14 protein-coding genes and 1 tRNA gene are annotated in these 13,594 nt (G+C 73.1%); 7 read left to right on the forward strand and 8 right to left on the reverse strand.

What is annotated here, in order from left to right:
* Nucleotides 1-19: 19 nt before the first annotated feature.
* Both ACIQVI_RS23475 and ACIQVI_RS23480 read right to left on the reverse strand, forming a co-directional pair.
* Complete coding sequence (locus tag ACIQVI_RS23475) at nucleotides 20-541, reverse strand: FHA domain-containing protein (RefSeq protein ID WP_351969798.1); 522 nt, start codon at nucleotides 539-541, stop codon at nucleotides 20-22.
* 10 nt (nucleotides 542-551) lie between these two features.
* On the reverse strand, nucleotides 552-1,394 hold the full coding sequence (locus tag ACIQVI_RS23480) for a DUF3662 and FHA domain-containing protein (protein WP_161372083.1): 843 nt from the start codon (nucleotides 1,392-1,394) through the stop codon (nucleotides 552-554).
* A gap of 712 nt (nucleotides 1,395-2,106) precedes the next feature.
* Here ACIQVI_RS23480 and ACIQVI_RS23485 point away from each other — a divergent pair.
* The 3 genes from ACIQVI_RS23485 to ACIQVI_RS23495 all read left to right on the forward strand — a co-directional run bounded on the left by ACIQVI_RS23485 (nucleotide 2,107) and on the right by ACIQVI_RS23495 (nucleotide 4,887).
* Nucleotides 2,107-2,193: transfer RNA gene (locus ACIQVI_RS23485), tRNA-Leu, on the forward strand.
* 219 nt (nucleotides 2,194-2,412) lie between these two features.
* The gene (locus ACIQVI_RS23490) at nucleotides 2,413-4,191 is read left to right on the forward strand and encodes a sensor histidine kinase (protein ID WP_403599768.1); all 1,779 of its coding nucleotides are present in this window, start codon (nucleotides 2,413-2,415) and stop codon (nucleotides 4,189-4,191) included.
* 36 nt (nucleotides 4,192-4,227) lie between these two features.
* Nucleotides 4,228-4,887, forward strand: coding sequence for a response regulator transcription factor (locus tag ACIQVI_RS23495; protein WP_161372084.1), 660 nt, complete (start codon nucleotides 4,228-4,230; stop codon nucleotides 4,885-4,887).
* 146 nt (nucleotides 4,888-5,033) lie between these two features.
* Here ACIQVI_RS23495 and ACIQVI_RS23500 read toward each other — a convergent pair whose 3' ends face one another.
* Entirely contained in the window at nucleotides 5,034-5,501 is a 468-nt protein-coding gene (locus ACIQVI_RS23500; protein WP_351971077.1) for a MarR family winged helix-turn-helix transcriptional regulator, read from the reverse strand.
* A gap of 114 nt (nucleotides 5,502-5,615) precedes the next feature.
* Between ACIQVI_RS23500 and ACIQVI_RS23505 the strand changes: the two genes are divergently transcribed.
* The 4 genes from ACIQVI_RS23505 (at nucleotide 5,616) to ACIQVI_RS23520 (ending at nucleotide 9,762) form a co-directional block, all read left to right on the forward strand.
* Complete coding sequence (locus tag ACIQVI_RS23505) at nucleotides 5,616-6,671, forward strand: hypothetical protein (RefSeq protein WP_403599008.1); 1,056 nt, start codon at nucleotides 5,616-5,618, stop codon at nucleotides 6,669-6,671.
* 129 nt (nucleotides 6,672-6,800) lie between these two features.
* On the forward strand, nucleotides 6,801-8,261 hold the full coding sequence (locus ACIQVI_RS23510; protein ID WP_403599011.1) for a DUF2252 domain-containing protein: 1,461 nt from the start codon (nucleotides 6,801-6,803) through the stop codon (nucleotides 8,259-8,261).
* 63 nt (nucleotides 8,262-8,324) lie between these two features.
* Nucleotides 8,325-9,338, forward strand: a complete 1,014-nt coding sequence (locus tag ACIQVI_RS23515) for a hypothetical protein (protein ID WP_403599015.1) — start codon at nucleotides 8,325-8,327, stop codon at nucleotides 9,336-9,338.
* A gap of 79 nt (nucleotides 9,339-9,417) precedes the next feature.
* Nucleotides 9,418-9,762: a rhodanese-like domain-containing protein gene (locus ACIQVI_RS23520; protein ID WP_121830098.1), complete on the forward strand. Its 345-nt coding sequence runs from the start codon at nucleotides 9,418-9,420 to the stop codon at nucleotides 9,760-9,762.
* A gap of 72 nt (nucleotides 9,763-9,834) precedes the next feature.
* On the opposite strand, the gene ACIQVI_RS23525 is transcribed toward ACIQVI_RS23520, so the two are convergent.
* Genes ACIQVI_RS23525 through paaA form a run of 5 tightly spaced genes read right to left on the reverse strand, consistent with a single transcriptional unit; the run spans nucleotide 9,835 to nucleotide 13,491 of the window.
* A complete protein-coding gene (locus tag ACIQVI_RS23525) occupies nucleotides 9,835-10,923 on the reverse strand; it encodes a 2Fe-2S iron-sulfur cluster-binding protein (RefSeq protein WP_403599018.1) in 1,089 nt (362 codons plus the stop codon).
* Nucleotides 10,924-11,421: a 1,2-phenylacetyl-CoA epoxidase subunit PaaD gene (paaD, locus tag ACIQVI_RS23530; RefSeq protein WP_351971073.1), complete on the reverse strand. Its 498-nt coding sequence runs from the start codon at nucleotides 11,419-11,421 to the stop codon at nucleotides 10,924-10,926.
* Nucleotides 11,415-12,176 (reverse strand): 1,2-phenylacetyl-CoA epoxidase subunit PaaC, encoded by a 762-nt coding sequence (gene paaC, locus ACIQVI_RS23535; RefSeq protein WP_391165846.1) that lies wholly within the window; start codon nucleotides 12,174-12,176, stop codon nucleotides 11,415-11,417. Before paaC ends, paaD begins: the two co-directional genes overlap by 7 nt.
* Nucleotides 12,173-12,460, reverse strand: coding sequence for a 1,2-phenylacetyl-CoA epoxidase subunit PaaB (gene paaB / locus ACIQVI_RS23540; protein WP_030206642.1), 288 nt, complete (start codon nucleotides 12,458-12,460; stop codon nucleotides 12,173-12,175). The genes paaC and paaB overlap by 4 nt, the downstream gene beginning before the upstream one ends.
* A complete protein-coding gene (gene paaA / locus ACIQVI_RS23545; RefSeq protein ID WP_121830102.1) occupies nucleotides 12,457-13,491 on the reverse strand; it encodes a 1,2-phenylacetyl-CoA epoxidase subunit PaaA in 1,035 nt (344 codons plus the stop codon). The genes paaB and paaA overlap by 4 nt, the downstream gene beginning before the upstream one ends.
* Nucleotides 13,492-13,594 lie beyond the last annotated feature (103 nt).

Here is a 13,594-nt window from a genome sequence, read left to right on the forward strand (position 1 = left end):
CCTCTTCATGATGTCGCCACTACTTCCGCAGCTCGATGACGGTCTTGCCGATGCGGATCGGCGCGCCCAGCGGAATCGGCGTCGCGGTGGTGAGACGGGCCCGGTCGAGGTACGTGCCGTTGGTGGACCCGAGGTCCTCGACGATCCACTGGCCGTCCCGGTCGGGGTAGATCCGGGCGTGCCTGCTGGAGGCGTAGTCGTCGTCGAGGACGATCGTCGAGTCGTGCGCCCGGCCCAGCGTGATCGTCTGGCCCTGGAGGGCGACGGTCGTACCGGTGAGGGTGCCCTCGGACACGACGAGCTTGGTCGGGGCGCCGCGGCGCTGGCGACCGCCCGTGCTCTGCTGCTGGCCGCGCTGCTGCGGGGGCGCGGAGGCCTGGCGCGCGGCCTGCTGGGGCCGCGCCTCCTGGCGCCGCGAACCGCGCTGGGTGACCCGCGTGCCGAACAGGTCACTGCGGATGACCTGGACGGCCACGATGACGAACAGCCACAGAACGGCCAGGAAACCCAACCGCATGACCGTCAGGGTCAGCTCTGACATTGCCCCCGCTTCACCCTTCGGCTTGCCGGTAAACGATGGTGGTGCTGCCCACGACGATCCGCGAGCCGTCGCGGAGCGTAGCGCGGGTGGTGTGCTGCCCGTCCACCACGATGCCGTTGGTGGATCCGAGATCCTGGATCGTCGAGGGCGTTCCGGTCCGGATCTCGCAGTGCCGGCGGGAGACGCCGGGATCGTCGATCCTCACGTCCGCGTCGGTGCTGCGGCCGAGGACCAGGGTCGGGCGCGAGATCTGGTGGCGGGTGCCGTTGATCTCGATCCAGCGGCGCACCTGGGTGCCCGCTCCGCCGTGGGTGGCGGGGCCGGGCATGGCGCCGGGGCGGCCCGCGGCGGCCTGCGGCCGGTGGCCGGGCGCGCCGGGGGGCGGGGAGGCGGGCATGGGCGGGGCGCCGGCCGGGGGGTACCCGTAGCCGTCGCGGCCCTGCTGCTGTCCGCCCGCGGGCGGCTGCGACTGTGACGTACTCGACGCCAGCGTGCGGCTGCGGACGCGGTACAGACCGGTATCGAGGTCCTCGGCCTTCTCCAGGTGGACCTTGATCGGTCCCATGAAGGTGTACCGCTGCTGCTTGGCGTAGTCCCTGACCAGGCCGGCGAGCTCGTCGCCGAGCTGGCCCGAGTAGGGGCTGAGGCGCTCGTAGTCCGGTGTGCTCAGCTCGACGATGAAGTCGTTGGGCACGACGGTCCGCTCGCGGTTCCAGATCTGCGCGTTGTTGTCGCACTCGCGCTGGAGCGCGCCGGCGATCTCGACCGGCTGGACCTCGGACTTGAAGACCTTGGCGAAGGTGCCGTTGACCAGACCTTCGAGACGCTGCTCGAAACGCTTCAGGACTCCCATGGGGCACCTCCTCCGTCGTTGTCGTCCTGGTACTGCTTACTGATCGTATCCACGCGTCGGGAAATCGGCTGGTTCCCCTTCTCTGCCCTGTGGACGAGTGTCACCTCTCACAGGTTGCCCCCACGGATCGTAGAGGCGGCCTGTGGACAGTGTCCCGCACCCGGCTGTGGAAGTTGGGGGCGCGGTCCGAGGTGCGGGCGGTCCGTCCGCGTTCCTCCCGCTGTTCCCCGTTCCGCGCTTCCGTCCGGCCGCTCCCTGTCCGGTCCTCGTCCGGCTCTCCGCCCGGCTCTGTCCGGCCCCTGATCCGTCCCCTGTTGTTCGCCCTCTGCCCGCCTCTGCCTGCCCTCTGCCCGCCTTCTGGCCGTCGATCCGTCCGTCGATCCGTCCGCGATCGGTCCGTGCCCTCCGGTCTCCTGCTCGCCCCGGCTTCCCTTCGCCCGGCTCCTGCGCCGACTCGGCTTTCCCCGCCGGCCCGGCGCCCGCCCGCTCGGCTCCTTCTGCCCCCGGGGGCCTCTTTCTCCCCAGGCTTCCGCCTCCCTTTCGCTTCGCCCTACCCCCGTCCGCCCTCCTGTCACTCCCTCACCCTGGTCACCTTGGTCTCCGCGAGCGGAGTCGAAACAACGGATGTGAATCCACGGTCTGCGACGTGCTAATCTTCTGATGTCGCCAGGCGCTCCCACCAAAAAGTGAGAGGGCCCGGAGCACACCCAATGCGCGGGTGGCGGAATAGGCAGACGCGCTGGATTCAGGTTCCAGTGCCCGAAAGGGCGTGGGGGTTCAACTCCCCCCTCGCGCACCAGGAGCATCGCTCCAGATGTACGGACGAGAAGGCCGACACCATGTTCATGGTGTCGGCCTTCTCTCTTTTCCCACCTCGGTTCCCGTCGTGTTTCCCGCCGTGGGGGTCGACGCCCTCGTGTGAGGTACTCCACAGGGCGCGACCTTCGTCATGGGCGGGTGAGACGAAAGAGGGAAGGCCGACGGCGGGGCGCGTGCCTAGGGTGCGGGCGTGGACGCTATGTCGAAGTCGGGGGACCGGGGTTCGTACGGGATCGGGGCCGCGCTCGCCGCCGCGTGGGCCTGGTTCGCGGTGCCCGGACAGTGGTCGGGGCGCAGGACCACCGGTGAGGTGGCGCTCGCCGCGGTCGTGGCGCTGCTCGGCGCCGGGACCGAGGAGCTGATGGGCGGCGAGGGATGGCGGCTCGCGGGGGTCGCCGCCGGTGCCGCCGTGCTGTCGCTGCTGCGCAGGCGGCTCCCCGCGAGCGTGCTCGTCCTGACGGCGGCGCTCGCCCCCTTCGCCGCCGGGTTCGGGCCGCTGCTGATCGTGGTCGGCTGGTCGGCCGGCCGGTACATCGCGAGCGCCGGGCGGGCGCTGACCGCGTTCATCGCCGCCTTCGTCCTCGACGTCGGAGGGACGCTCGTGGACACCTGGGACCGGCAGCGGCTCTTCACCGTCGCCTTCATGGCGACCCTGTACTACCTGGGGACCACCCTGGCGCCCGGGCTCGCCCACCGCTACTGGACCCAGCGGCGGACCCTGCTGCACGCGCTCCAGGAGCGCAACGCCCAACTGCTGCGCGAGCGGACCATGGTCGTCTGGCAGGCGCGGCTGCGGGAGCGGCAGCGCATCGCCCAGGACATGCACGACAGCCTCGGACACCAACTGGCCCTGATCGCCGTGCACACGGGGGCCCTGGAGGTGGACCGGGAGCTGAGCGAGCGGCAGCGCGAAGTGGTCGGCGTCCTGCGGAACGCCTCGGTGACCGCGATGCACGAGCTGCGGGAGGTCGTCGGGATACTCCGCGACGGGGTCGGCGCGGCGGACGGGCCCGCGGTGGCGCCCGCGCCCGCGGGGGACGAGACGGGGCGGGCGGCCCGGGGGATCGCCGGCATCGAGGGGCTCGTGGCGGCGGCCCGGTCGGCCGGCACCGAGGTCGGGCTGCGGCGGGCGGGGGAGGAACGGCCGCTCGCGCCCGCGGCCGACCACGCCGCGTACAGGATCGTGCAGGAGGCCCTCACCAACGCCTACAAGTACGCGCCGGGAGCGCCGATCGGCGTCGAACTGCGCTACGAGCCGGACGCCTTCGTGGTGGAGGTCGTCAACGAGCCGCCGGCGGACGGGCCCGCCGAGGACATGGTGAGCGGCGGGCAGGGGCTGACCGGTCTCGCCGAGCGGGCCCGGCTGGTGGGCGGCATGTGCCACGCGGGCCCGGCCGACGGCGGCGGGTTCCGGGTGGCCGGGATGCTGCCGTACGGGGCGGCGCCGGTCGCGGAGGCAGTGCCTTTGGTCGATGCGGCCGACGACTTCCGGCAGCAGACCACGAAGCCGCTGGTGGGAGATGGTCGTCCGGTCGTAGTCGGACCGGCCGACTGGACGTTCACCGAGCGGGAGCTGGCGATGGCGGTGCGTGGGGGCAGGGGTGCGGGCACGGGCAGAGGGGTCGCGCTGGGGTGCGGGATCGCGTTCGCGGCGCTCGTCCTGCTTCTGGTGGCGGGGGGCTTCGGCCTCTACTTCCTGGTGGGTTCGCTGGAGAAGGGGATGATCGAGCCCTCGGAGTACGAGGCGGTGAAGGTCGGGGCGGGCGAGCAGGAGGTCCGCGCCCAGCTGCCCTCGGGCGACTCGATAGCCACGGTGGGCCTCCAGGGGTCGGGGCCCGCGCGGCCGGAAGGATCCGAGTGCCTGGTGCTGCTGTCCTCGGAGACGAGCGACAGCTGGGACGAGGAGCCCGTTTTCCGGTTCTGCTTCAAGGACGGCAAGCTGATCGAGAAGAAGTCGTACATGGCCGAGCAGCGGTAGCGCGGCCGCTCGTACCGGAGCTGTGGGGGAGAAGCTGTGGCAGGGCAGCCCATCAGGGTCGTGATCGCCGACGACGAGCCGCTGATCAGGGCGGGTATCCGGATGATCCTCATCTCTGACCCGGACATCCAGGTCGTCGGGGAGGCGGCCGACGGGCGGGCGGCGGTCGAGGCTGCGCGGGCGCACGCCGCCGACGTGGTGCTGCTCGACATCCAGATGCCGGTCCTCGACGGGCTCTCGGCGCTGCCGGAGCTGCGGCGGGCGGCGCCCGCCGCCCGGGTCATCATCCTGACGACCTTCGGCGAGCGGGAGAACGTCCTGCGGGCGCTGGAGCACGGGGGTGCCGGGTTCCTGCTGAAGGACACGGCGCCCGCGGAGCTGATCGGGGCGGTGCGGGCGGCCGCGGCGGGGGACGCGTACCTGTCGCCCGCGGCGACCCGGCACGTGGTGGAGCGGCTCGCCAGGGGCCGGGAGGCGGCCCGCGCGGAGGAGGCCCGGGGGCGGGTGGCGGCGCTCAGCGAGAAGGAGCGGGAGGTCCTGGCACTGCTTGGGGAGGGGCTCTCCAACGCCGACGCGGGGAAGCGGCTGCACATGAGCGAGGGCACGGTGAAGACGTACGTGAGCCGGATCCTGGCCAAGCTGGACTGCGAGAACCGCGTCCAGGCGGCGCTGCTCGCGCGGGACGCGGGGTTGTAGGGGGGCTGGTCCGGGACCCGTGGGGCTCTTGTAGGGGGCTTGTCTGGGGCCGTGGGGCTGTAGGGAGCCTGCGGGGCTTCAGGGCTGTGGGACTACGGGCCTTCAGGGGTTGCGGAGCTGCGGGAGGCTGTGGGGCCGTCGGAGGCTCAGGTTCCGGGGCGGTTCGGGAGGTCGGTCGTGCCGGCGTCGTTGTAGCGCAGGAGGTACGCGGCGAAGCGGGCGAGGTCCTCGGCCGGCCAGTCCTTGAGGCGCTCCTGGTAGGCGGCCCGGCGGTTGGTCCGGGCCGAGTCGAGGACCTTCGTGCCCGCCTCCGTGGCGTGCAGGACCTGCACGCGGTGGTCGTCGGGGGCCGGTCGGCGCTCCACGAAGCCGAGCTTCTCCAGGCCGGCGAGCTGGCGGCTGACCGTCGACTTGTCCAGCAGGTAGTGGGCCGCGAGGTCGGTGGCGCGGCAGCCGTGGCTCTCCTCGATGTGGGCGAGGAGCGTGTACGAGACGAGCGGGAGCTCGGGGTGGACTCGGGCCGCCGCGGCGCGGGCCCGGCGGGCGAAGGCCGTCAGCTCGCGCTGGATGACGTCCAGGGACGCCTCGCGGGGTGGTTCCGCGCCGCCGTTCATGGGGGGCTCCCTCGTCGTCGTGCGGGCTCGTGCGGGCGCTGTTCGCCCCTCACGACCTTTCGGTTGTATAGTACAACGGTTCTTTAGTTGTAAAAGCCAACCATGGAGGTCTCGGTGTCCGCAGGACCGAACACCAGGGGAGCGTTGAAGCACGTCCTCGGGCATCTGCTCACCCCCCTGCTGATGTGCGTCGGCATGGGGCTCGCCTACCTCGGCGCCTTCCACGCTCCCGAACCCCACGACCTGCGCGTCGACGTCGTCGGCTCGGCGCCCGCGCACCAGGTCCTCGCCCAGTCGCTCCAGGACAAGGGGGCGGGCGCCCTCGACGTCCGCACCGTCGCCGACCGGGAGGCGGCCGTCACCGCGCTGCGCGAGCAGCACAGTTTCGGCGCCTACGTACCGGGCGAGAAGCCCGAACTCCTCGTCGCCTCGGGCTCCTCCGACACCAGCGCCATGGCGGTCGAGAAGGTGTTCACCAAGGTCGCCGCCGCGCAGGGCGCCCCGCTGAAGGTCACCGACGTGGCCCCCACCGCCTCCGGCGACCCCACCGGCCAGGGCGTCTTCTTCCTCCTGGTCGCCCTCAGCATCGGCGCGTACGCCTCGGTCGCCGTCATCGGCGGCGCCGGAGCCGTCCTGCCCATGCGGATCAGGGTCCTGCTCGCCGCCGGGATGTCGTTCGTCGTCAGCCTGATCGGCACCCTCTTCGCCGGACCGGTCTTCCACCTGGTCGACCGGGGGCTCGGCGGGGTGTGGGCGATGTCCTGGCTGTACGCGGCGGGCATCCTGCTGGTCGGCGTCGGGCTGCACACCTTCCTGCGCCGCTGGACCACGCTCGGCGTGATGGTCCTCTTCGTCATGCTCAACTTCACCAGCTCCGGCGGCATCTACCGGCCCGAGCTCCAGCCCGGCTTCTTCGGCGCCCTGCACGCCTTCTGGAACGGCGCGGGCTTCGTCGAGGGCGTGCGCGCCCACGTGTACTTCGACGGCCACGCCCTCGGCGGGAACGTCCTCGTCCTCGCCCTCTGGCTCCTCGCCGGAGCCGCTCTCGTCACCGTCGCGGGCCGCGCGGAGGCACGGCGGGCCAAGGCGGCCGCCGGGCCCGCCGAGACGCGGGCCGTGGCGAAGAAGGCCGAGGCCGAGGAGGAGATGGAGGAGGCCGTCGCGGTCTGATTCCCGCCCGGGGCCCGGCGGCGGGGAGTTGTCCACAGGTGCTTGTCCACAGGGGGAGACGGCCGATCGGCGGCGGAGGTACCGTCAGGGCCGAACGAGGACGAACATCGCATCGGGGGAGGACGTCCCATGGACGTGATCACGGCTGTCGTGCCGGAGCGGCGCGGTACGGACGGAGTACCGCGCGCGGAGCGCGTCCCGCACGTGCCGGGGTTCGCGCGCCGGGCGGACGCGGGGGCCGGCGCCTCCCCCAAGGAGCGGGGCAAGGAACTGCGCCGACGGGTCCCCCGCTCCTCGCACGACCGGCAGGACCCCGTCGCCGACCGCCCGGACGCCGTCCGGGCCGTCGAGGAGTCGAACTTCGGCCGGGTCCCCGAGCTGACGCCGATGCGGGTCGGCAGGATGGCGGCGAGCCCGTTCGCCTTCCTGCGCGGCTCCGCCGGACTGATGGCCCAGGACCTCGTCGGGACCCCCGTCACCGGGATCGCCGCGCAGATATGCGGTGACGCGCACGCCGCCAACTTCGGCCTCTACGGGGATGCCCGCGGCCGGCTCGTCATGGACCTCAACGACTTCGACGAGACCGTCGTCGGCCCCTGGGAGTGGGACCTCAAGCGGCTCGCCACCTCCCTGGTCCTCGCCGGGCGGGAGGTCGGCGCGAGCGAGGAGGTCTGCCGGGCCGCCGCCTTCGACGCCGTCGGCGCCTACCGGCGCACCATGCGCCTGCTCGCCCGCCTCCCCGCCGCCGATGCCTGGAACGCGATCGCCGACGAGGAGCTCGTCTCCCACGCCGACGCCCACGACCTCCTCGGCATCCTGGAGAAGGTCTCCGCCAAGGCCCGCAACAACACCAGTGCCCGGTTCGCCGCCCGGTCGACCGAGGCCGTGGCGGACGCCGAGGGCGGCGGCCGCAGGTTCGTCGACGCTCCCCCGGTGCTGCGCCGGGTCCCGGACGCCGAGGCGGCCCTGGTCGCCTCCTCCCTCGGCGCCTACCTGGAGACCCTGTCCGAGGACCGGCTGCCGCTCCTCGCCCGGTACGCCGTCCACGACGTGGCCTTCCGGGTGGTCGGCACCGGCAGCGTCGGCACCCGCTCCTACGTCGTCCTGCTCCTCGACCACCGGGGCGAGCCGCTGGTGCTCCAGGTGAAGGAGGCCCGGCCCTCGGTCCTGCTCCCCCACCTCCCGCCCGCCGGGTTCGCGGTGGAGGAGGCGGGCCACGAGGGGAGGCGCGTGGTGCTCGGGCAGAAGCGGATGCAGGTCGTCAGCGACATCCTGCTCGGCTGGACCACGGTCGACGGGCGCCCGTTCCAGGTGCGCCAGTTCCGCAACCGCAAGGGCAGCGTCGACCCCGCCGCGCTCACCGCCGACCAGGTCGACGACTACGGGCGGATGACCGGGGCCCTGCTCGCCCGCGCCCACGCCCACAGCGCCGACCCGCGCCTGATATCCGGTTACTGCGGCAAGAGCGAGGAGCTGGACGAGGCCGTGGCCTCCTTCGCCGTCGCGTACGCGGACCGCACCACGGCCGACCACGCCGATCTGCTCTCCGCCGTCCGCTCCGGACGCGTGGCGGCCGAGCTCGGCGTCTGAACCCCTCCGCGAGGCCGGGCTCCTCCGCGAGGGCGGGCGGCCCCGGCCCCTTACGCTGGGAGGGTGACGAGCCGGAGCGAGGACAGCGACGTGGACCAGGGCCGGGATCAGGAGCGGGACGGCACCGAGAACGCGGTCGGCGGTGCGGCCGACGACGTGAACGGTGACGCGGTCGGCGGCGCGGACGGCAGCGTGGCCGACGGTGCGACCGGCGGTGCGGACGAGGGCGTGACCGGTGGGACGGCCGACGGTGCGGACGGCGGTGTTCCCGGTGGGCAGCCGGGGGCGGACGCCGGGGGCGACGAGCGGCCCGAGGCGCGGCTTGAGCGTGCCGTGCGGGTGGCCGAGCAGGCGCTGATCGAGTTCGAGATCGCCGTCGAGACCTTCCGGGTCGAGGTGGAGAACTTCTCCCGGCTGCACCACCAGAAGCTCGGCCCGATGTACGCGCGGCTCGACGAGCTGGAGGCGCTGATCGCCGAGGCCCGGGCGGCGCGCACCGGCGACCCCGAGGACCTGCGGCGGGCCCAGGAGGCCCGGGCGGCGGTCATGCCGATGCCCGGGGTGGAGGAGCTGTTCCACGACTGGATCGACACCGACGGCCTCTCCCCCGAGGCGGCGGCCATGCTTACCGAGCGGCCGGTGCAGCCGCCGAAGCGGGTCCGGCCCGGGGAGGAGGCCCGCAGGCTCTACCGCGAGCTGGCCCGCAAGGCCCACCCCGACCTCGCCCGGGAGGAGGGGGAGCGGAAGCGGCGCGAGGAGTTCATCACCCGGGTCAACGCCGCCTACGCCCGGGGCGACGAGGGGCTGCTGCGCGAGCTGTCCGCCGAGTGGGAGGCCGGTCCTGCGCCGGTCGAGGAGCGGCTCAGCGAGAGCGAGGAGCTGTACGCGCGCCTGGAGTGGCTCGCGGACCGCAAGGACATGCTGTCGGCGGTGGCGCGCGAGCTGGAGGAGAGCGCGATCGGCGCGATGCTGCGGATGGCGCCGGACGACCCCGACCGGCTGCTCGAAGAGATCGCGGAGCAGCTGCTCGCGCAGGTCTCCGAGCGGGAGAACGAGCTGTCCGGCCTGGTGCAGTAGGTTTTTCCGTGCGCCCGAGACCCTGCTTCGGGCGGTTCCGGCGAGAGTCGGGCGGTTTCGACGAGAGAAGGCCAGTCCCATGAATTTCTCCCCGCTGCCCTCGGTGGACGCGGCCGCCGTGCCGGCCGATGCCCTGGTGCTGGACGTCAGGGAGGAAGACGAGTGGGCCGCGGGCCACGTCGAGGGCGCGGTGCACGTGCCGATGAGCGACTTCGTGGCCCGCTTCGGCGAGGTCACGGAGTCCCTGGCCGAGCACGGCCGCGCCTATGTGATGTGCCGGGTGGGCGGCCGGTCGGCGCAGGTCACCCAGTACCTGGTCCAGCAGGGCTTCGACGCGGTGAACGTCGACGGCGGGATGCTCGCCTGGGACGGCGCCGGGCGCCCGATGGTGACGGAGAACGGCGCTCAGGCGTTCGTGCTCTGAACCCTTCCCGGGTCCGTCCCCGCCCCTCGCGCCGTTCTCCGTGAAAACCGAGCCCGATCCGGCCCGGCTCCGTCAGCGGTCGAAGTCCAGCTCCACGTCGGCGGTGGTGGGGCGGGACTGGCAGGCCAGGACGTAACCGGCCTCCGTCTCGTCCGGCTCCAGGGCGAAGTTGCGGTCCATCCGCACCTCGCCGCCGACCACGAAGGCCCGGCAGGTGCCGCACACCCCGCCCTTGCAGGCGTACGGGGCGTCCGCGCGGGCGCGGAGCACGGTGTCCAGGAGCGTTTCGCCCCGCTCCACCGGCCAGGTGCCGGACCGGCCGTGCAGGGTCGCGGTCAGGGTGGCGTGCGCGGGGGCGTCGGCCGCCGGGGCCACCGCGGGCGCGGAGCCGTCGTCGACGTGGAAGATCTCCTGGTGGATCCGGCCCCGGTCGACGCCCAGGTCGCGCAGCGCCCGCTCGGCGCCCTGCACGAGCCCGAACGGGCCGCACAGGAACCAGCCCTCGACCTCGCCGACCGGCAGCAGCGCGGGAAGCAGTCCGGCGAGCCGCTCGCGGTCGAGCCGGCCGGACGGCAGGCCCGCCTGCTGCTCCTCCCGGGAGAGCACGGTGACCAGCTGGAAGCGGCCCGGGTAGCGATCCTTGAGGTCGGCCACCTCGTCCAGGAACATCGTGGACGCGGCGGTGCGGTCGCTCCGGACCAGGCAGAACCGGGCCTCCGGCTCGCGGGCGAGCAGGGTGGCCGCCATCGAGAGCACCGGGGTGATGCCGCTGCCGCCGACGACGGCCGCGAAGTATCCGGGGCGCGGGGCGAGCGTGAAGCGGCCCATCGGCTCCATGACCTCGACGAGGTCGCCGACGGCCAGCTCCTTGAGGGCGTACGTCGAGAACGCGCCGCCGTCCACGAGCCGGATGCCGACACGCAGGACGGGGGGCTCGCCGGCCGGGGCGGCGGGGGCGCAGATCGAGTACGTGCGCCGCACCTCCCCGCCCCGCTCGTCGGTGCGCCGCAGCGCGAGGTGCTGGCCGGGCAGGTGCCGGTACGTCTCGTGGAGCTCGGGCGGGACCGCGAAGGTGACGGCCACGGAGTCGTCCGTGAGCCGCTCGACCTCGCTGACCGCGAGCGGATGGAACCCGGCCCGTCCCGCGCCTGAGGACACCATCTACAGCTCCTTGAAGTGGTCGAACGGTTCGCGGCAGGCGGTGCAGCGGCGCAGGGCCTTGCACGCGGTGGAGGAGAAGCGGCTCAGGAGCTCGGTGTCGGTGGAACCGCAGTGCGGGCAGCGGATCGCCAGCGTCAGCGGCACCGGGCCGCCGGCCGGGCCCTGCGGGCGCGGCGGGGCGATGCCGAACTCGGTGAGCTTGCGCCGCCCCTCCTCGCTGATGTCGTCGGTGGACCAGGCGGGGGTGAGGACCGTGACGACGGAGACCTCCGGGACCCCGTGGTCGTGGAGGGCGCGCTCGATGTCCGAGGACATGGCCTCGATCGCGGGGCAGCCCGTGTACGTCGGGGTGAGGGTGACCTCGACCCGGCCGGGGCCGGTGACGTGGACGCCCCGCATGACGCCCAGCTCCTCCAGGGTGAGGACGGGCAGCTCGGGGTCGGGGACGGAGCCGGCGACCCGGCTCAGCTCCTCCTCCAGGGCCGTCATGGTCACCACGACGCCCCCGGGTGGCTGCGGTGCAGGTGCTGCATCTCGGCCAGCATCCGCCCGAAGGACTCGGTGTGCAGGCCCTGGCGGCCCGCGCCCGCGCTCCAGGCGCCGGTGCGCGGCCCGGAGGGCACGGTGAGCGTGGCCCTGCCGAGGACGTCCGTCACCGACTCCAGCCAGGCGCTCTCCAGGGCGGCGTGGTCCACGTCGAGCCCCTCGACCGGCCGGAACAGCTCGCCGGTGTACCGCCACAGGGCCTCGCAGGCCCGGCTCATCCGCGCGTGGCTCTCGGGGGTGCCGTCGCCGAGGCGCAGCGTCCAGTGCTCGGCGTGGTCCCGGTGGTAGGCGACCTCCTTGACGGCCTTCGCCGCGAGACCCGCGAAGGGCCCGTCGCCGGAGGCCAGCCGCGCGTACAGGAGGTGCTGGTAGGTGGAGAAGTACAGCTGGCGGGCGATGGTGTGGGCGAAGTCGCCGTTCGGCTGCTCGACGAGCTGGACGTTCCGGAAGGAGCGCTCCTCCCGGAGGTAGGCCAGTTCGTCCTCGTCGCCGACGAGGGAGAGCAGGACGCGGGCCTGGCCGAGGAGGTCCAGCGCGATGTTGGCCAGGGCGACCTCCTCCTCCAGGACGGGGGCGGAGCCGGCCCACTCCCCCAGGCGGTGGGAGAGGACGAGGGCATCGTCGCCGAGGGCGAGGGCCGCGCCGACGGGCACGGCGGCACCGGTCTCGCGGGTGGCGGCGCCTTCTCGGGTGTCCGGGGTGCTCACAGGTGCTTCACCCCCTCCGGGATCTCGTAGAACGTCGGGTGGCGGTAGGGCTTGTCCGCCGCCGGGTCGAAGAAGGGGTCCTTCTCGTCGGGCGAGGAGGCGGTGATCGCCGCGGAGGGCACGACCCAGATCGAGACGCCCTCGCTCCTGCGGGTGTACAGGTCGCGGGCGTTGCGCAGGGCCATCTCCGCGTCGGGCGCGTGGAGACTGCCCGCGTGGGTGTGGGACAGTCCGCGGCGCGAGCGCACGAACACCTCCCACAGCGGCCAACCGTCGCTCGTCATGCCTGTGCCTTCCCGTTGTTTCCGCCGGTGTGCTTGTCCGCGTAGGCCGCCGCCGCTTCCCTGACCCAGGCGCCGTCCTCGTGGGCCTGGCGCCGCCTGCTCAGCCGCTGGTCGTTGCAGGGGCCGTTCCCCTTGAGGACGTCCCAGAACTCGGTCCAGTCGATCGGCCCGAAGTCGTAGTGCCCGCGCTCCTCGTTCCACCGGAGGTCCGGGTCGGGGAGGGTGAGGCCGAGCGCGTCGGCCTGCGGCGCGGCGATGTCGACGAAGCGCTGCCGCAGCTCGTCGTTGGAGTGGCGCTTGATCTTCCAGGCCATCGCCTGGGCCGTGTGGGTCGACTCGTCGTCCGGCGGGCCGAACATCATCAGCGAGGGCCACCACCAGCGGTCCACCGCGTCCTGCGCCATGGCGTGCTGGGCCTCGGTGCCGTTCGACAGGGCGAGCAGCGCCTCGTACCCCTGCCGCTGGTGGAAGGACTCCTCCTTGCAGACCCGGACCATCGCGCGGGCGTACGGACCGTAGGAGCAGCGGCACAGGGGGACCTGGTTGGTGATCGCGGCGCCGTCCACCAGCCAGCCGATCGCGCCGACGTCGGCCCAGGTCAGCGTGGGGTAGTTGAAGATCGAGGAGTACTTCTGGCGGCCGGAGTGGAGCTTGTCGAGCAGCTCGTCGCGGCTGGTGCCGAGGGTCTCCGCCGCGCTGTACAGGTAGAGGCCGTGGCCGGCCTCGTCCTGCACCTTGGCCATCAGGATCGCCTTGCGGCGCAGCGAGGGCGCGCGGGTGATCCAGTTCGCCTCGGGCTGCATCCCGATGATCTCGGAGTGGGCGTGCTGCGCGATCTGCCGGACGAGCGAGGCGCGATAGGCCTCGGGCATCCAGTCGCGCGGCTCGATGCGCTCGTCGGCGGCGACGGCGGCGTCGAAGACGGCCTCGTGGGCGGCCGCCTCCACCGCGGCCGCGTCCGCCGCGCCGGTCGTGCCCGCGCCGCCCGCCGTGCCCGCGGTCCCTGCCGTTCCTGCCGTCACTGCGGTCATCAGATCCCCTACCGACCGATCGTTCGGTTCATTGGCTTCAATGGTGAGACGACGGCCCGTATGGTGTCAACCCTGTGGATAACCGAGGTGGGCCGATCGGGAT

This window comes from Streptomyces sp. NPDC098101, from assembly GCF_044760185.1.
GTDB lineage: Bacteria > Actinomycetota > Actinomycetes > Streptomycetales > Streptomycetaceae > Streptomyces.